General features: G+C 66.6%; 13 protein-coding genes. 10 read left to right on the top strand and 3 right to left on the bottom strand.

The features are described 5' to 3' along the window. Positions 1-224: 224 nt before the first annotated feature. Together CFB39_RS29270 and CFB39_RS29265 are read right to left on the bottom strand one after the other, a co-directional pair. Entirely contained in the window at positions 225-983 is a 759-nt protein-coding gene (locus tag CFB39_RS29270) for a hypothetical protein (RefSeq protein ID WP_089475452.1), read from the bottom strand. A gap of 263 nt (positions 984-1,246) precedes the next feature. Beyond that, a complete protein-coding gene (locus CFB39_RS29265) occupies positions 1,247-2,668 on the bottom strand; it encodes a PLP-dependent aminotransferase family protein (protein WP_089475451.1) in 1,422 nt (473 codons plus the stop codon). Positions 2,669-2,942: 274 nt separating this feature from the next. Here CFB39_RS29265 and CFB39_RS29260 point away from each other — a divergent pair, with 274 nt between their 5' ends. Continuing rightward, a complete protein-coding gene (locus CFB39_RS29260) occupies positions 2,943-4,355 on the top strand; it encodes a discoidin domain-containing protein (protein WP_089475450.1) in 1,413 nt (470 codons plus the stop codon). A gap of 57 nt (positions 4,356-4,412) precedes the next feature. On the opposite strand, the gene CFB39_RS29255 is transcribed toward CFB39_RS29260, so the two are convergent. Further along, complete coding sequence (locus CFB39_RS29255) at positions 4,413-5,438, bottom strand: GlxA family transcriptional regulator (protein WP_089475449.1); 1,026 nt, start codon at positions 5,436-5,438, stop codon at positions 4,413-4,415. Positions 5,439-5,885: 447 nt separating this feature from the next. On the opposite strand from CFB39_RS29255, the gene CFB39_RS29250 reads away from it, so the two are divergent. The 9 genes from CFB39_RS29250 (at position 5,886) to CFB39_RS29210 (ending at position 17,341) form a co-directional block, all read left to right on the top strand. Next, positions 5,886-7,160, top strand: coding sequence for a serine hydroxymethyltransferase (locus CFB39_RS29250; RefSeq protein WP_089475448.1), 1,275 nt, complete (start codon positions 5,886-5,888; stop codon positions 7,158-7,160). Positions 7,161-7,191: 31 nt separating this feature from the next. After that, positions 7,192-8,163 carry a dipeptidase gene (locus tag CFB39_RS29245; protein WP_042588480.1) on the top strand — a complete coding sequence of 324 codons (972 nt, stop codon included), beginning with the start codon at positions 7,192-7,194 and terminating at the stop codon, positions 8,161-8,163. Positions 8,164-8,303: 140 nt separating this feature from the next. Next, positions 8,304-8,837 carry a DUF5943 domain-containing protein gene (locus tag CFB39_RS29240; RefSeq protein ID WP_089475447.1) on the top strand — a complete coding sequence of 178 codons (534 nt, stop codon included), beginning with the start codon at positions 8,304-8,306 and terminating at the stop codon, positions 8,835-8,837. Positions 8,838-8,913: 76 nt separating this feature from the next. After that, complete coding sequence (locus tag CFB39_RS29235) at positions 8,914-10,977, top strand: NADH:flavin oxidoreductase (RefSeq protein WP_021160633.1); 2,064 nt, start codon at positions 8,914-8,916, stop codon at positions 10,975-10,977. Between the two features lie 3 nt (positions 10,978-10,980). After that, the gene (locus CFB39_RS29230) at positions 10,981-12,906 is read left to right on the top strand and encodes a (Fe-S)-binding protein (protein ID WP_089475446.1); all 1,926 of its coding nucleotides are present in this window, start codon (positions 10,981-10,983) and stop codon (positions 12,904-12,906) included. Positions 12,907-12,910: 4 nt separating this feature from the next. After that, positions 12,911-14,080: an electron transfer flavoprotein subunit alpha/FixB family protein gene (locus tag CFB39_RS29225; RefSeq protein WP_089475445.1), complete on the top strand. Its 1,170-nt coding sequence runs from the start codon at positions 12,911-12,913 to the stop codon at positions 14,078-14,080. Then, positions 14,077-14,862, top strand: coding sequence for an electron transfer flavoprotein subunit beta/FixA family protein (locus CFB39_RS29220; RefSeq protein WP_089475444.1), 786 nt, complete (start codon positions 14,077-14,079; stop codon positions 14,860-14,862). Before CFB39_RS29225 ends, CFB39_RS29220 begins: the two co-directional genes overlap by 4 nt. Positions 14,863-14,914: 52 nt before the next feature. Next, complete coding sequence (locus CFB39_RS29215) at positions 14,915-16,156, top strand: SRPBCC family protein (protein WP_089475443.1); 1,242 nt, start codon at positions 14,915-14,917, stop codon at positions 16,154-16,156. 30 nt (positions 16,157-16,186) lie between these two features. Then, on the top strand, positions 16,187-17,341 hold the full coding sequence (locus CFB39_RS29210) for a hybrid-cluster NAD(P)-dependent oxidoreductase (RefSeq protein ID WP_089475442.1): 1,155 nt from the start codon (positions 16,187-16,189) through the stop codon (positions 17,339-17,341). Positions 17,342-17,396 lie beyond the last annotated feature (55 nt).

Here is a 17,396-nt window from a genome sequence, read left to right as displayed (position 1 = left end):
ACGACTCCGTTCGGTGGATCAGGCGGCCGGCCGGGAACGCAATACGCAATACGCGAGATGCGAGATGCGAGATGCGAGATGCGAGATGCGAGATGCGAGATGCGAGATGCGAGATGCGCCGGCGCGGGCGAATGACCCATTGAACGTCACGCGTGAGTCGCGACGCAAACGAGGTTTTGTGACGGGTGGTTTAGAAAAATGAATCGACGAACGCGCCTGCGCGCTCAGTGGCCGCGATAGAGCTGCGCGATTTGCTGCGTATTGCTGGCGGGGCGTCGGGCACGTGCGGTGTGCGTGCTCACGCGGTGGAGGGTATGTGGGCGATGCGCGGCACCGTGATTGCCTTTCCAGCCCGCCAGGCGAACCGTGGCGCCGGGGTGCGGCCGGTCGGGGGCGCGCATGGCCGGCGCCGCTCGCGCGACTGCCGTCCGTCCCGCGGGTGCGCGGGCGGCCTCGGGGCCCGGGCTGCCCGGCCGGGCGACCGCCACCTGCGTTCCGTCAGTCGAATGAAACGGATAGACGGGTGCGGGCAAGACCGGCAGCACGGGGTCGTTCGATGCGTACGGGGCGGCATCGCTCGCCATCGCGCGCGAATCATTCGAACCGCGACAGGCGGGATCGGCCTTGCATGTCCGGTCGACCACCACATAGCCGCCAACCAGCAGCACGAGTGTCAGGATGCTCAGGATCGGCGCGGTCGATGCGCGAGGCTGCTGGAACGCCGCGTTGCGAAGCGCGCGCGCGATGCGCGACGACCACGTGTGAAAGGCGCGCGGAGCATGCGTGGCATCCGGTGCGCGGGGGATCGAATCGAACGGCCAGTTCCGCCGTCCGCAGACGGGGCAATGTTCGAGCGCACGGAAGGCCACGAAGCCGCATTCCCTGCAGCGGAAGCTGGCGGTGCGCCGCGCTTCGGCTCGCGCGGTCAGGATCGCGCGCCAGTCATCGCGTGAGCGAATGGTGCGATTGGGGAGGACTCGCATCGCTGGAAGCGGGCGGGCGCCGTCAACGAGGCGAACGTTCGCCGGTCGTCATGATCCGTTCCTCCACGGCAGCCGATCGGCCCGTGCCGGAATGCAGGGGAGCGTACCTCGTCGACTGTCGTTCGCATGCGGTGTTCATGGGATTCTCCGTGACATCGGGTGCGCGGAACACGTTCGTCCGTGATGGCCTACCGCTTCATTCTTGGTCGCCGGCGCGTGAAACGCAAGGCACAAACAGGCTGTCGTGAGCCGTCGGTTCCACGCTAACCGTCCCGCCGCTGCCGGGCCGCGAGCGTCCCGATGGTCTCCATCGCGTGCTCGACCGCCGGCGTCCACGGCCGGCCGTAATTGAGCCGAAGATAGCGGCGAAATCCGCCGGTCGCGGAAAAGATCGGCCCCGGCGCGATGCTGACGCCGCTCTCCATCGCATCGCCGAACAGGTGCATCGCATCCACGCGCGGCGGCAGTTCGATCCACAGGAAATACCCGCCGCGCGGCGCGAACACTTCAGTGCCGGCCGGAAAATACGCGCGCACGGCCGCCAGCATCTGTGCCTGGTGCGCGGCGAGATTGCGGCGCAGCTTGCGCAGGAAGCGGTCGTACGCGCCGTCGCGCAGGTAGCTCGAAATCGCCATCTGCGCAGGCACGTCGGCCGCCGGCGCGCTTGCGCCCTTTGCCTGACGAATTTGCCGCACGTAGCGTCCGGCCGCGACCCAGCCGATCCGGAACCCGGGCGCGAGGCATTTCGAGAACGAGCCGCAATGCAGGACGAGACCGCTGTCGTCGTACAGCTTGGCGGGGCGCGTGGGTGACGTGCCGAAATGCAGCTCGCCGTAGACGTCGTCCTCGATCAGCGGCACGTTGCGTGCCGCGAGCAGGTCGATCAGTGCGCGCTTGCGCTCGTCGGTCAGCGTCGCGCCGGTCGGGTTGTGGAACGACGTCATGAACCAGCACGCCCGCACCGGATGCGTGTCGAGCGCTTTCTCGAGCGCGTCGAGATCGAGACCGGTGCGCGGGTCGACCGGAATCTCGACGGCCTTCAGGTGCAGGCGCTGCACGGCCTCCAGGGCCGCATGAAACGCCGGTCGCTCGATCGCGACGATATCGCCGGGGCGTGTCAGCGCCTGCAGGCTGAGCGTCAGCGCTTCGAGCGCGCCGGTCGTGATGACGATCTCGTCCATCGGCAACGCCGCACCCGCATTCAGGTAGCGCAGCGCGATCTGGCGGCGCAGCCCGTCGTGGCCGGGCGGCGCGCCGGACAGCAGGGCCGTGCGATCCATGTTGCGGGCCGCCGACGCCATCGCGCGCCACAGGCTGCTCATCGGGAACAGCGAATAGCTGGCGAAGGCCGAGCCGAGCGGGACGATGTTTTCGCATCTGAGCGAGTCGAGCAGCCGGAACAACGTATCGCCGTTGCCCGCGGGCGGGGCGGCCGGCTTGCGCGGCGGTTCATGGCCGAACCGCACGCGCTTGTCGTCGAGGTTCGCAACGAAATAACCGGACCGTGCACGCGCGACGATCAGACCCTCGCCTTCGAGCGCGTAGTACGCGCGAAACACGGTGGACGGGCTCACGCCATAGGCGCGGCATGCGGCGCGCACGGTGGGGATGCGCGTACCGGGGGCCAGATCTCCCCGCCGGATCGACTCGGAAATCGTCCGGGCGAGCTTCGCATAACGCTTCATGCCTGCCTCAAGTCGAGCAGCTTTGTGCCGAAAAAGAGTAGCACGGCGCGCGCTGCGCCACAGGGTCGTTATCCCGTGATCCGCTCGTTTTTCACGGGCTCTGATCCTGTTTTTCGGCGCGACGCGCTGGCATGCTTTCGCCCCTCGAGCAATCTTTGTTCCCGACATTGACCGATACGGAATTCACGCTGTCCGCCGGCTGATCCGTGCCCCGTGCGCCTGGGCGTGCGAGGTGTAGTCAGCGGTGTCATGACCCTAACCGGAAAACTTCAGCGTGAAATTGAATACTCTCGTCGCGGGCCTCGTGGCCGGCGTTGCCCTCAACCTCCTCGGCGGCGTCGCGCAGGCCGCCTGCATCAGCAATCCGCCCACGCAATCCAACGCGACGTTCCCCGCCGCACTGACCGGCAAGCTCGTCTATCACAGCTACGTCAAGTACGGCGACGGCACGAGCCAGCTGTTCCTGTACGACTTCTCGGCCCGTACGCTGACGCAACTGAGCAAGAGCGCGTGGGGCATCACCGATCCGATGAACGGCGTGTTCAGCCCCGACGGCAAGTGGCTCGCGTTCATGGGCATCAGCAACGGCGCATGGAACGTGTTCATGCTGCAGCTCGGCGCCGGCACGCCGCCCGTCAACATGACCAACAGCACGGGCGCCACCCGCAACGAAGACCCGAAATTCAGCACGGACGGCAAGACGCTCGTGTTCAAGCAGAACGGCGACGTCAAGCAGGCGACGCTGTCGTATACGAGCGCGGGCCCGGTGTTCACGTCGGTCGTGAGCCTGACGAACGCACCCTCCGGCGCCGAATATTCGATGCCGTTCCTCGCGCCCGATGCGAGCGCCGTGTACTACGCGACCGGCACGGGCGCGAACATGGGGCTGATGAAGCGCACGCTCGCGACCGGCGCGACTGCGGTGTTCGATGCTCCGGCCGGGCTGCAGACGTACTACCCGATCGTGCGTGGGGACGGCATGGTGTTCTACGCGCGCTGGAAAGACAGCGGCCAGGCCGACCAGATCTATACGAAGACGGCGGACCCGGCGTCGACGCCGAACGCGTTGCCGATCAACGACTGCGTGAGCAACAACTCGGATCCGGCGCCGGTGACCGGCACCAACTACGTGTTCTTCTCGTCGACGACGGCGGGCGGCTACCAGCTCTACGTCGGTGACGTGACGACCGGCCAGCGCTGGAGCCTGTCGCAGTTCGGCGTGAACGCCGACACGACGAAGGCCAAGCTCGGGTCCAGCTACTACGGCGGCCCGGCCGCCGCGCAGCCGACGCTGCTGTCGCAGGGTCGTCCGGCTGCCGCATCGGCGAGCTACAACGCGTCGCTCACGGCCGACAAGGCGTTCGACGGCAACACCACGAGCACGCGCTGGGATTCGCCGGAAGGCGCGGGCGTCGATCCGCAATGGATCTCCGTGGATCTCGGTGCGACGAAGACGATCAGCAGCATCGATCTCTACTGGGATGCGGGCGCGCTCGTGTACCAGATCCAGACGTCGAACGACAATGCGAACTGGACGACGATCTACTCGACGAACAACGGCGTGTCGTACGGCCACGTGACGTTGCCGAACCTGAACGGGCATGGCCGCTACGTGCGGATGCTCGGCACGAAGCGCGCGACGCCGTGGGGGTATTCGCTCGACGAAATGCAGGTGTGGGGATCGTAAGCGGAAAGAAAAAAGCGACCTTCGAGGTCGCTTTTTTTTCGTCAAGCGCGGCGGGGATCACGCATGCAGCACGTGCACCGGAAACGCGGGGCTGGCGCTCGTCGCACCTTGCGCAAGCGGCGCGACCTGCTTGCGGCGCTCGCGGGTCGGCGCGACGCCGAACGCGTCGCGATAGCTCTTGCTGAAATGGCACGCCGACTGGAAGCCGCACGCCATCGTGATGTGCATGATCGACATGTCGGTCTGCAGCAGCAGTTCGCGTGCGCGGCGCAGCCGCAGCGTCAGGTAGTAGTGCGTCGGCGTCATGCCGAGGTGTTCGCGGAACAGGCGCTGCAGTTGCCGCTGCGACATGTTCGCGAGCCGCGCGAGCTCCTCGCGTGACAGCGGCTCCTCGATGTTGTTCTCCATCAGCGAGATCACTTCGAACAGCGACTTGTTCGCGGAGCCGAGGCGCGCGACCAGCGGCATGCGTTGCTGCGCGCTCGTGTCGCGCACGTGTTCGACGATGAACTGCTCGGCGATCTGCGTGACGCGCGCGGTGCCCACGCGCGCGGCGATCAGGTTCAGCATCATGTCGAGCGGCGCGACGCCGCCCGTGCACGTGATGCGGTCGCGGTCGATCACGAACAGCTCCTTCAGGAAGCGCGTGTCCGGAAACTCTTCCTTCAGCGCCGACATGTTCTCCCAGTGGATCGCGCACGCGTAGCCCGCGAGCAGCCCCGACTTCGCGAGCGCATAGGTGCCCGTGCACAGGCTGCCGAGCGGGATGCCCGCGCGCGCGAAGCGGCGCAGCGTCGACAGATGGGCGGGCGTGGTCGCGCGCTGCACGTCGACGCCGCCGCACACGAACACGATGTCGGGCTGGCCCACGCATTCGGCCGGGCCGGTGTCGACCGTCAGGCCGTTGCTCGCGGTGACCGGGCCGCCGTCCGGGCTGATGACCGACCAGCGGTAGAGCGGCTGGCCGCTCAGGTAGTTCGCCATCCGAAGCACCTCGATCGCATTGGTGAACGCGATCATCGTGAAGTTCGGTAACGGCATGAACGCGAAGTGGGACAGCGACGCTGTGCGGTCGGGCGACATGGGGAGCGTTCCTAGAATCTCTAATAGCTTTACGCCCGGGGGCACCGATCGGGCTGCGATATTGTGTGAGCCAGCGCAACAAGCGTGCCATACGGCTAAACCCTAGATCCATACGTTGTCTGGCTGAAAGCGGCATGCTGCACTGCACCGTATTCGTGACGGGCTGCACCCCGACCGGGCGGCAATCGCACCGCCGGCGTGCCTGTTCATAGGTGAACTGCCTCGACCATTTTTGTTGGCCATCCGAAAAAGCACGACCGGTCACTTGTATAAAACGGACGCGGATGGCGGAAAAGGCAAAGAACGCGTCTAAATTCATCAATCCGCCGAAAATCCGAACGACAAGAATAGAGCCGTCGGCAGCCTTGTACGGGACGAGCGGGAAACCCAGGCAGGGCGGGCCTTGAGCTTCGGTTTCAGCCCCTTATTCTTCGTCACGGACGCACTATGTCGAACACCCAGCCTTTCTTCTCGCAGCCCCTTGCCGAGCGCGACGCGCCGGTGCGCAGCGCCATCCTGAAGGAACTCGAGCGTCAGCAGTCGCAGGTCGAGCTGATCGCGTCGGAAAACATCGTGTCGCGCGCCGTGCTCGAGGCGCAGGGCTCGGTGCTGACCAACAAGTACGCGGAAGGCTATCCCGGCAAGCGCTATTACGGCGGCTGCGAATTCGCGGATGAAGTCGAGGCGCTGGCAATCGAGCGCGTCAAGCAGATCTTCAATGCCGGCTATGCGAACGTGCAGCCGCACTCGGGCGCGCAGGCGAACGGCTCGGTGATGCTCGCGCTGGCCAAGCCGGGCGACACGGTGCTCGGCATGTCGCTCGACGCGGGCGGCCACCTGACGCACGGCGCGAAGCCGGCGCTGTCGGGCAAGTGGTTCAACGCCGTGCAGTACGGCGTGAACCGCGACACGATGCGGATCGACTACGACCAGGTCGAGGCGCTCGCGCACGAGCACAAGCCGAACCTGATCATCGCCGGCTTCTCGGCCTACCCGCGTGCGCTCGACTTCGCGCGCTTCCGTGCGATCGCCGACAGCGTCGGCGCGAAGCTGATGGTCGACATGGCACACATCGCCGGCGTGATCGCCGCGGGCCGCCACGCGAACCCGGTCGAGCATGCGCACGTCGTCACGTCGACCACCCACAAGACGCTGCGCGGCCCGCGCGGCGGCTTCGTGCTGACCAACGACGAGGAGATCGCGAAGAAGATCAACTCGGCCGTGTTCCCCGGCCTGCAAGGCGGCCCGCTGATGCACGTGATCGCCGGCAAGGCCGTCGCGTTCGGCGAAGTGCTGCACGCGGACTTCAAGACCTACATCGACAACGTGCTCGCGAACGCGCAGGCGCTCGGCGAAGTGCTGAAGGCGGGCGGCGTCGATCTGGTCACGGGCGGCACCGACAACCACCTGCTGCTGGTCGACCTGCGTCCGAAGGGCCTGAAGGGCGCGCCGGTCGAGCAGGCGCTGGAGCGCGCGGGCATCACCTGCAACAAGAACGGCATTCCGTTCGACACCGAGAAGCCGACCGTTACGTCGGGCATCCGCCTCGGCACGCCGGCCGGCACGACGCGCGGCTTCGGCGTCGCGGAATTCCGCGAGGTGGGCCGCCTGATCCTGGAAGTGTTCGATGCGCTGCGCGCGAACCCGGAAGGTGACCAAGCGACCGAACAGCGCGTGCGCCGCGAGATCTTCGCGTTGTGCGAACGCTTCCCGATCTATTGATCCCACCGACCCGACAATACTGGAGCAACACATGAGCACGCTGCATCAAGACAGCATCATCATCGACGGGCTGAACATCTCGAAGTTCGAGAAGCCGGTGTTCGAAGACATGCGCAAGGGTGGCATCACGGCCGCCAACTGCACGGTGTCGGTGTGGGAGAACTTCACCAAGACCGTCGACAACATCGGCGTGATGAAGAAGAAGATCCGCGACAACAGCGAGCTGCTGACGCTGGTGCGCACGACGGAAGACATCTTCCGCGCGAAGAAGGAAGACAAGACCGGCGTGATCCTCGGCTTCCAGAACGCGCATGCGTTCGAGGACAACATCGGCTACATCGAAGCGTTCGCCGACATGGGCGTGCGCGTCGTGCAGCTCTGCTACAACACGCAGAACCTGGTCGGCACCGGTTGCTACGAGCGTGACGGCGGCCTGTCGGACTTCGGCCGCGAAGTGATCACCGAGATGAACCGCGTCGGCATCATGGTCGACCTGTCGCACGTGGGCGGCAATACGTCGTCGGAAGCGATCGCGTTCTCGAAGAAGCCGGTGTGCTATTCGCACTGCCTGCCGTCGGGCCTGAAGGAGCATCCGCGCAACAAGAGCGACGAACAGCTGAAGGAGATCGCCGATGCGGGCGGCTTCGTCGGCGTGACGATGTTCGCGCCGTTCCTCAAGCGCGGGATCGAAGCGAACATCGACGACTACATCGAGGCGATCGACTACGTCGTGAACCTGATCGGCGAGGATGCGGTCGGCATCGGCACGGACTTCACGCAGGACTACGCGAAGGAATTCTTCGACATGCTGACGCATGACAAGGGCCGCTATCGCCAGCTGACGAACTTCGGCAAGGTGATCAACCCGGACGGCATCCGCACGATCGGCGAATTCCCGAACCTGACGGCGGCGATGGAACGCCACGGCTGGAAGGAGTCGCGTATCCGCAAGATCATGGGCGAGAACTGGGTGCGCGTGTTCAAGGACGTGTGGGGCGCATAAGCGCCGCGAACGCCGAACCCCCTTCAGCGATTCAACATTAAAAGAAATCGGGACGTGCCCGTGCAAGCCGCACGGGCGCGCGGACGATGTCGCGCCGGTGCACTGAGCCGCGCGGCCACTTTCCTCACGGAGTCACCACGATGCAACCGCAACTGCCGATCAACGTCGATCCCGATACCGGCGTCTGGACCACCGACGCGCTGCCGATGCTGTACGTGCCGCGCCACTTCTTCACGAACAACCACGTCGCCGTCGAGGAAGCGCTCGGCGTCGAAGCGTATGCCGAGATCCTGTACAAGGCCGGCTACAAGTCCGCCTACCACTGGTGCGACAAGGAAGCGAAGCTGCACGGCCTGACCGGCATGGCCGTATTCGAGCACTACCTGAAGCGCCTGTCGCAGCGCGGCTGGGGGCTGTTCTCGATCATCGAGGCCGACCCGGCGAGCGCGCGCGCGAAGATCGAGCTGCGCCACTCGTCGTTCGTGCTCCAGCAGCCGGGCAAGGAAGGCAAGCTCTGCTACATGTTCGCGGGCTGGTTCGCCGGCGCGATGGACTGGGTCAACGACACGACGCCGGAAGGCAAGGGCGCGCCGCGTGCGCGATCGTTGGAGGTGCAGTGCGCGGCCGAGCATCACGACCACTGCGTCTTCGAAGTGTCGCCGATCGCGCACTGAAGCCCTGACGCACGGATTCACCGAAGCACAACAACACCCGCAACACGAGACATTCGAACGCCAGAGGTCGCCAGCGATGCGTTATCCCCACCTGTTCAAACCCATGCAGCTGAACCAGCTGACGCTGCGCAACCGGATCGTCAGCACCGCGCATGCGGAGGTGTATGCCGAGCCGGGCGGCCTGCCGGGCGACCGCTATATCCGCTACTACGAAGAAAAGGCGAAGGGCGGCGTGGGCCTCGCGATCTGCGGCGGGTCGAGCCCGGTGTCGATCGACAGCCCGCAGGGCTGGTGGAAATCGGTGAACCTGTCGACCGACAAGATCATCGATCCGCTCACGCGCCTCGCCGACACGATGCACAAGCACGGCGCGAAGATCATGATCCAGGCGACGCACATGGGCCGCCGCTCGTCGTTCCACGGCGAGCACTGGCCGCATCTGATGTCGCCGTCGGGCGTGCGCGAACCCGTGCACCGCGGCAACGCGAAGATCATCGAGATCGAGGAAATCCGCCGCATCATCGGCGACTTCGCGGCCGCCGCGAAGCGCGTGAAGGCGGCCGGCATGGACGGCATCGAAATCTCGGCCGCCCACCAGCACCTGATCGATCAGTTCTGGAGCAAGCGTTCGAACCACCGCACCGACGAATGGGGCGGCAGCCTGGAGAACCGCCTGCGCTTCGGCATCGAAGTGCTGACGGCCGTGCGCGAGGCGGTGGGCAAGGACTTCTGCGTCGGTCTGCGCATGTGCGGCGACGAATTCCACGAGGACGGCCTCGATCACGAAGCGCTGAAGGAAATCGCGCAGGCGATGTCGGAGACGGGCCTGATCGACTACCTGAGCGTGGTCGGCTCGGGCGGCGACACGCACAACACGATCGCCAACTGCATGCCGCCGATGGCGCTGCCGCCGGAGCCGTTCGTGCACCTCGCGGCCGGCATCAAGTCGGTCGTGAAGATTCCGGTGATGCACGCGCAGAGCATCCGCGATGCGGGCCAGGCCGAGCGCCTGCTCGCGACCGGCATGATCGACCTGGTCGGCATGACGCGCGCGCAGATCGCCGATCCGCACATGGTGATCAAGATCCGCGACGGCCGCGAGGACGAAATCAAGCAGTGCGTCGGCGCGAACTACTGCATCGACCGCCAGTACAACGGCCTCGACGTGCTGTGCATCCAGAACGCGGCGACGTCGCGCGAAGCGACGATGCCGCACATCATCGAGAAGTCGCGCGGCCCGAAGCGCAAGGTCGTGGTGGTCGGCGCGGGCCCTGCGGGGCTCGAGGCCGCGCGCGTCGCGAAGCTGCGCGGCCACGACGTCGTGCTGTTCGAGAAGAATGCCGAAGTGGGCGGCCAGGTGATGATCGCCGCGAAGGCGCCGCAGCGCGAACAGATGTCGGGGATCATCCGCTGGTTCGACATGGAAACGAAGCGCCTGGGCGTCGACCGGCGCCTCGGCGTGGCCGCCGACGAGAAGATGATCATGGCCGAGAAGCCGGACATCGTCGTGCTCGCGACGGGCGGGTCGAGCTTCACGTGGCAGGTGCCGGGCTGGGGCGTGGCCGAGGGGCTGGCCGTCAGCTCGTGGGACATCCTGACCGGCAAGGTCGAGCCGAAGCAGAACGTGCTGCTGTTCGACGGCGTGAGCACGCATGCGGGCGCCGGCGTGGCCGACTTCATGGCGAGCCGCGGCTCGAAGGTCGAGGTCGTCACGCCGGACGTGAAGGTCGCCGACGATTGCGGCGGCACGACGTTCCCGATCTTCTATCGCCGCCTGTACGCCTTCGGCGTGATCCCGACGCCGAACACGATGCTCGATCGCGTCTACGAAGAGGACGGCAAGCTGATCGCCGTGCTGCGCAACGAGTACACGGAAGAGCTGGAAGAGCGCGCGGTCGACCAGGTGGTGATCGAGAACGGCTCGTCGCCGAACGACGAGCTGTACTGGAAGCTCAAGCCGGAATCGGTGAACCGCGGCCAGATCGATCCGCACACGCTGTTCGCGGCCGAGCCGCAGCCGTGCCTGTCGGAAGAACTCGGCAACGGCCGTTTCCTGCTGTTCCGTGTCGGCGACTGCATCTCGATGCACAACGTCCACGGGGCGATCTACGACTCGCTGCGTCTCGTGAAGGATTTCTAAACGATGAACCCGTCCTTCCTCATTACCGCCCTGTTGTGGCTGTCGGTGGCGGGGCTCGCGTTCGCGGTCGCGAAGCGCTCGTCCTACTGGCGTCTGGGCCGGGCCACCGCGCCCGGCTCGTTCGGCGTCGCGAACCTGTTCGCGATCCCGAAGCGCTACTTCGTCGACCTGCACCACGTGGTCGCCCGTGATCCGTACATCGCGAAGACGCACGTCGCGACGGCCGGCGGCGCGATCGGCGCGCTCGCGCTGGTGTTCGTCAACTACGGCCTCGCGATCTACTCGCCGTGGCTCGACAAGCTGATCTTCCTCGCGGCGCTCGCGATGCTGGTCGGCGCGGTGTTCGTGTGGCGCCGGCGCGCGGCCAAGGACGTGCCGGCCCGCCTGTCGCGCGGCCCGTGGAATACGCTGCCCTGGTTGCTCGGCTCGTTCGCGCTCGGTCTCGTGCTGTTCATGCTGGTGCCGACCGGCGCGATGTCGGGTGCGTTCGCGGTGCTCTGCGCCGTGCTGATCGGTGTCGGTGCCTTCACGATGACGGTCGGCGCCGCGAAGGGCGGCCCGATGAAGCATGCGATCGCAGGCCTGCTGCACCTGGCCTTCCACCCGCGCCAGGAACGCTTCGCGGCCACCCGCGACTCGTTCACGGGCAACGGCACGGCCACGCCGCCGACGGCGCTGAAGCTGCCGGACATCGAGCATCAGGAGTACGGCGTCGCGAAGCCGGTCGAATTCCGCTGGAACCAGCTGCTGAGCTTCGACGCGTGCGTGCAGTGCGGCAAGTGCGAAGCCGCGTGCCCCGCGTTCGCGTCGGGCCAGCCGCTGAACCCGAAGAAGCTGATCCAGGATCTGGTCGTCGGGATGGCGGGCGGCACCGATGCGGCGTACGCCGGCAGCCCGTCGCCGGGCATTCCGGTCGGCCAGCATCGCGGCGACCCGAACGGCCCGATCGTGTCGGGCCTGATCGAGGAGCAGACGCTGTGGTCGTGCACCACCTGCCGCGCATGCGTGCAGGAATGCCCGATGCTGATCGAGCACGTCGACGCGATCGTCGACATGCGCCGCAACCGCACGCTCGTGCACGGCACGGTGCCGGGCAAGGGCCAGGAAGTGCTCGCGAACCTGCGCGAGACGGGCACGATGGGCGGCTACGACACGGCCGCACGCTACGACTGGTCGGTCGACCTGAGCGCGCCCGTCGCGCAACCCGGCAAGCCGGTCGACGTGCTGTTCGTTGCAGGCGAAGGCGCGTTCGACATGCGCTACCAGCGCACGCTGCGCGCATTCGTCAAGGTGCTGAACAAGGCGGGTGTCGACTATGCGGTGCTCGGTTCGACCGAGACCGACACGGGCGACGTCGCCCGCCGGCTCGGCGACGAAGCGACGTTCCAGCAGATGGCGAAGCGCCTGATCGGCACGCTCGGCACGCTGTCGTACCAGCAGATCGTGACGGCCGACCCGCACGTGATGCACAGCCTGCGCAACGAATACCGTGCGCTCGGGCTGCGCGTGACGGTCAAGCATCACACGACCTTCCTCGCCGAACTGGCCGACAGCGGCAAGATCGCGCCGAAGGCCGTCGAAGCGCTGCAGGACAAGCGCACCACGTATCACGATCCGTGCTACCTCGGCCGCTACAACGGCGAGACGGACGCGCCGCGCAAGCTGCTGAAGACGATCGGCATCCAGGTCGTCGAGATGGAGCGCAACGGCATGCGCGGCCGCTGCTGCGGCGGTGGCGGCGGTGCGCCGCTGACCGACATTCCCGGCAAGCAGCGCATTCCCGACATCCGCATCGCCGACGCCCGCACGATCGGCGCGGACGTGGTCGCGGTGGCCTGCCCGAACTGCACGGCGATGCTCGAAGGCGTCGTGGGCCCGCGCCCCGACGTGCTCGACGTGGCCGAACTCGTTGCCGCCTCGCTGGAGTGAATCGATGAACACGATCAAACGAATCGATCCGCGCCGGCCGTTCATCATCACGGCCGCCGGCCTGAAGCGCATCACGCTCGGCGAGGAAGGCAGCGCCGATGCGAACGCCGTGCACGGGTTCGCGCATGGTCATGGCGCAGCGGCCGCGAAGCCGCGCCGCGCGGTGCAGGATCCGAAGCACGTGATGCTGGTGGTCGCGCACAGTGAACGCGGCGCGCTCGACGATCATTCGCGGCAGGCGATCGCCGCCGCCGCATTGCTCGCCGATGCGCAGACCGAAGTCGCGCTGCTCGCGTTCGGCGAGCTGAAGGACGACGTGGCCGAACTGGGCGTCGACAAGCTGCTGGAACTCGCCGGCTTCGATCGGCGTACGTTCGACCCTGAAAGCGAATTGCAAGCGCTGCAGGCCTGCGTGGCGGCACTCGCGCCGAGGCACGTGTTCGTGCCCGACAACGCGACGGGCGACGGCGATCTCGGCCGGCGCTACGCGGCGGCCGCCGGCGCGAGCGTCGCGACGCACGTCGTCGAGATCGATGCGAAGCACGTCGGCGCGTATGCGCAGGCCGGGCGCGCGTTTGCCACCCGAGCGCTGCCCGACGTGATCCTGCTCGCGCAGAACGCGGTCGACGCGAAGCTGCCGTTCGTCGGTGCGGGCGAACGGCTGGCCGCCGACTTCATCCGCCCGGCGCACGACGCCGCGCAACCGTACCGCGATCTCGGTCTCGACGAAATCGACGCGGCCCAGGTCGCGCTCGAGGAAGCCGATTTCATCGTGTCGGCCGGCAACGGCGTGTCCGACATCGGCGCGTTCGAGCGGCTGGCTGGTGCATTCGGCGCGGCGATCGGCGCAAGCCGCGTCGCGGTCGACAACGGCCACTTCACGCGCGACAAGCAGGTCGGTGCGACCGGCAAGACGGTCGAGGCGAGCGTCTACATCGCGTTCGGTATCTCGGGCGCGGTGCAGCACCTGCAGGGGATCAAGGATTGCCGCCACGTGATCGCGGTGAACCTCGACGGCAGCGCGCCGATCGCGAAGCGCGCGAACCTGACGGTGGTCGGCGACGCGCAGGGCACGATCGCCGCACTGATCGAACAGGTGCAGGCTGCGCGCGCCGCGCGTGGCGAATCGCCGGCCGCGGTCGGCACCCGTGAACCGGAAGGAGTCGCTGCATGAACGCCCCCCGTCCCTTGCAACGCATCGCGGTGCTCGTGTCCGTCGGCCGTCATCCGGTCAGCGGTGTCGCGCGCTACAGCCGCAACGACGCGGCCGCGCTCGAAACCGGCCGCCAGCTCGCGGAGCGGCATCGCGCGAAGCTCGACGTGATCCATGCGGGCGACCCCGCGAATGCGGCGCTTGCCGAATATCTCGCGCTCGGCGCCCGGGAGGTCGAGGTGCTGGCCTGCCGCGACGGCGACGACGCCGTGCATGCGCTCGCCGCGCGCGTCGAGGGCTACGACCTCGTGCTGACCGGCACGCGCGCCGAGGGCGCGTACGACACCGGCATGCTGCCGTATCGCGTCGCCGCGGCGCTCGGCTATCCGCTGGTGGGTTCGGCCGTCGACGTGACGGTCGAAGGCGGCCGCGTGGCCGTCCGGCAATTTTTGCCGAAGGGGCTGCGGCGGCGCGTCGACGCGGCGCTGCCGGCCGTCGTCGCCGTTCATCCGCTCGCCAATGCCGAGCCGCGCTATGCGTATGCGCGGCTGCGCGCCGGCGCGATCCGGCCGGCGCTCGCGGCGCCCGGCGCGGACGCCGACGCGGCCGCGTGGAAGGTCGGCCCGATCGAGCGTAAACCCGTAAAGCTGGTCGCCGCCGAGAAGCGCTCCGGGCATGCCCGGATGCTGTCCGCGACGACGACCGAAAGCCGTGGCGGCAACGTCGTAAATGAAGGGAGTTCGGTCGAAAAAGCACAAGTGATCCTCGCGTATTTGCGCGAGCATCAGCTCATCGACTACTGATTTTGATGCCTGTCGGCAAGAACCCAGGGATGCAAGGAATCCGGAGCAAACGATGAAAGTATCGGCAGACATTCGTGCATTGATCGAGCGGCGCAAGGAAGGGCACAGCCTCGAAGCGCCGTTCTACACGAGCGAGGACATCTTCGCGCTCGACATGGAGGCGATTTTCCGCCAGCACTGGATCCAGGTGGCGGTCGAGCCGGACATTCCGGAGCCGGGCGACTACGTGACCGTGGAACTGGGGAGCGATTCGATCCTGATCGTGCGCGACGACGACATGGCGATCCGCGCGTTCCACAACGTGTGCCGTCACCGCGGCGCGCGCCTGTGCAATGAAGACAAAGGCTCGGTCGGCAACATCGTGTGCCCGTACCACAGCTGGACCTACAACCTGACGGGCCAGCTGATGTTCGCCGAGCACATGGGCGAGAAGTTCGACCGCTGCAAGCACAGCCTGAAGTCGGTGCACGTCGAGAACCTCGCGGGCCTGATCTTCATCTGCCTCGCCGACGAGCCGCCCGCCGACTTCGCGCAGCTGCGCGCCGAGATGGAGCCGTACCTGCTGCCGCACGATCTGCCGAACACGAAGATCGCCGCGCAGATCGACATCATCGAGGAAGGCAACTGGAAGCTCACGATGGAGAACAACCGCGAGTGCTATCACTGCGTCGCGAACCATCCGGAGCTCACCATCTCGCTGTACGAATACGGTTTCGGCTACCAGCGCTCCGACGCCAACGCCGAAGGCATGGATGCGTTCGCCGAAACATGCGTGCGACGCGGGAAGGAGTGGGCCGAAATGGGCCTGCCGTCCGAAGAGATCGAGAAGCTGCTCGACGTGACGGGCTTCCGCACGCAGCGCCTGCCGCTCGATCGTCACGGCGAATCGCAGACGCTCGATGCGAGGGTCGCGTCGAAGAAGCTGCTCGGCGGCTTCGACAAGGCGGACCTCGGCGGCCTGTCGTTCTGGACGCAGCCGAACTCGTGGCATCACTTCATGAGCGATCACATCGTGACGTTCTCGGTGATCCCGCTGTCGGCCGGCAAGACGCTCGTGCGCACGAAGTGGCTCGTGCACAAGGACGCGAAGGAAGGCATCGATTACGACGTGAAGAACCTCACGGCCGTGTGGAACGCGACCAACGACCAGGATCGCGCGCTCGTCGAATTCTCGCAGCGTGGCGCGACCAGCAGCGCGTACGAGCCGGGCCCGTATTCGCCGTTCACGGAAGGTCTCGTCGAAAAATTCTCGGCCTGGTACATCGGCCGACTCGCCGAAAAAACCGGCGAATAAGCGTACAGCAGCGGACAAGCGGAGCTAGACATGATGCGAGATGCGGCCAACTTCGAGCCGACGGACAGCCGGGTGACGCGCCCGGCGTTCTGGAATGGCCTTCCCGAGCGCTGGACGAGCGACGTCGAGGAAACGCTGGTGTGCTGCCACGTGCGGCAGGAAACGCACGACGTGAAGAGTTTCTTCTTCCGTTCGCCGCAGGGCCGCTCGTTCTCGTTCGAGCCCGGGCAGTTCCTCACGCTCGAGCTCGACATCGACGGCGAAACGATCAACCGCTGCTACACGATCTCGTCGTCGCCCGCGCGGCCGCACACGGTGTCGATCACGGTGAAGCGTGTGCCGGGCGGCAAGGTGTCGAACTGGCTGCACGACAACCTGCAGCCGGGCGCCGCTGTGCGCGTGCTCGGCCCGGCCGGCGAATTCACGTGCGCACGGCATCCGGCGCGCAAGTACCTGTTCCTGTCGGCCGGCTCGGGCGTCACGCCGCTGATGTCGATGAGCCGCGCGCACCATGATCTCGCCGAGGATCGCGACATCCTGTTCGTGCACAGCGCGCGCACGCCGGACGACATCATCTTCGCGCGCGAGCTCGACCTGATCGCGTCGAACCACACGAACTTCCGCACGTCGTTCGTCGTCGAGCGCGTCGGCGCCCGCACCAACTGGCCGGGCGTCACGGGCTTCCTGACGCTGCCGCTGCTGAAGCTGATCGCACCGGATTTCATGGAGCGCGAAATCTTCACGTGCGGCCCCGCGCCGTACATGAAGGCCGTGCGCGACCTGCTCGACGAAGCCGGCTTCGATCGCAAGCAGTATCACGAGGAAAGCTTCTCGTTCGAAACGCTTGCCGAAACCGCAAGCGACGAACTGCTCGCCGATCTCGCCCCGTTGGCCGACGGCGCCGACACCGACACCGAAACGAAGCAGTACACGGTCAGCTTCGCGAAGAGCAATCGCGAGATTTCGTGCGGCTCGGAGCAGCACGTGCTGGATGCGGCGCGCCAGTCGGGCGTGCGGCTGCCGGCCTCGTGCACGCAGGGCATGTGCGGCACCTGCAAGGTGAAGCTCGTGTCGGGGCAGGTTGAAATGAAGCACAACGGCGGCATCCGCCAGCGCGAGATCGACCAGGGGATGGTGCTGCTGTGCTGCAGCAAGCCGCTGTCGGATCTCGTGATCGACAAGTAGTCGCAACACGCCATCGGCTGCCCGGGCGCGTCGCGTCCGGACAAGCATCCGTCGG

Source organism: Burkholderia sp. AU6039 (assembly GCF_002223365.1).
GTDB lineage: Bacteria > Pseudomonadota > Gammaproteobacteria > Burkholderiales > Burkholderiaceae > Burkholderia.
This window is presented reverse-complemented; position numbering and strand designations above follow the sequence as displayed.

Excerpts from the sequence above, each read along its gene's own strand:
- CFB39_RS29215 (WP_089475443.1), top strand. The coding sequence starts at position 14,915 with ATGAAAGTATCGGCAGACATTCGTGCATTGATCGAGCGGCGCAAGGAA.
- CFB39_RS29245 (WP_042588480.1), top strand. The coding sequence starts at position 7,192 with ATGAGCACGCTGCATCAAGACAGCATCATCATCGACGGGCTGAACATC.
- CFB39_RS29265 (WP_089475451.1), bottom strand. The coding sequence starts at position 2,668 with ATGAAGCGTTATGCGAAGCTCGCCCGGACGATTTCCGAGTCGATCCGG.
- CFB39_RS29240 (WP_089475447.1), top strand. The coding sequence starts at position 8,304 with ATGCAACCGCAACTGCCGATCAACGTCGATCCCGATACCGGCGTCTGG.
- CFB39_RS29235 (WP_021160633.1), top strand. The coding sequence starts at position 8,914 with ATGCGTTATCCCCACCTGTTCAAACCCATGCAGCTGAACCAGCTGACG.
- CFB39_RS29210 (WP_089475442.1), top strand. The coding sequence starts at position 16,187 with ATGATGCGAGATGCGGCCAACTTCGAGCCGACGGACAGCCGGGTGACG.
- CFB39_RS29220 (WP_089475444.1), top strand. The coding sequence starts at position 14,077 with ATGAACGCCCCCCGTCCCTTGCAACGCATCGCGGTGCTCGTGTCCGTC.
- CFB39_RS29255 (WP_089475449.1), bottom strand. The coding sequence starts at position 5,438 with ATGTCGCCCGACCGCACAGCGTCGCTGTCCCACTTCGCGTTCATGCCG.
- CFB39_RS29250 (WP_089475448.1), top strand. The coding sequence starts at position 5,886 with ATGTCGAACACCCAGCCTTTCTTCTCGCAGCCCCTTGCCGAGCGCGAC.
- CFB39_RS29270 (WP_089475452.1), bottom strand. The coding sequence starts at position 983 with ATGCGAGTCCTCCCCAATCGCACCATTCGCTCACGCGATGACTGGCGC.
- CFB39_RS29230 (WP_089475446.1), top strand. The coding sequence starts at position 10,981 with ATGAACCCGTCCTTCCTCATTACCGCCCTGTTGTGGCTGTCGGTGGCG.
- CFB39_RS29225 (WP_089475445.1), top strand. The coding sequence starts at position 12,911 with ATGAACACGATCAAACGAATCGATCCGCGCCGGCCGTTCATCATCACG.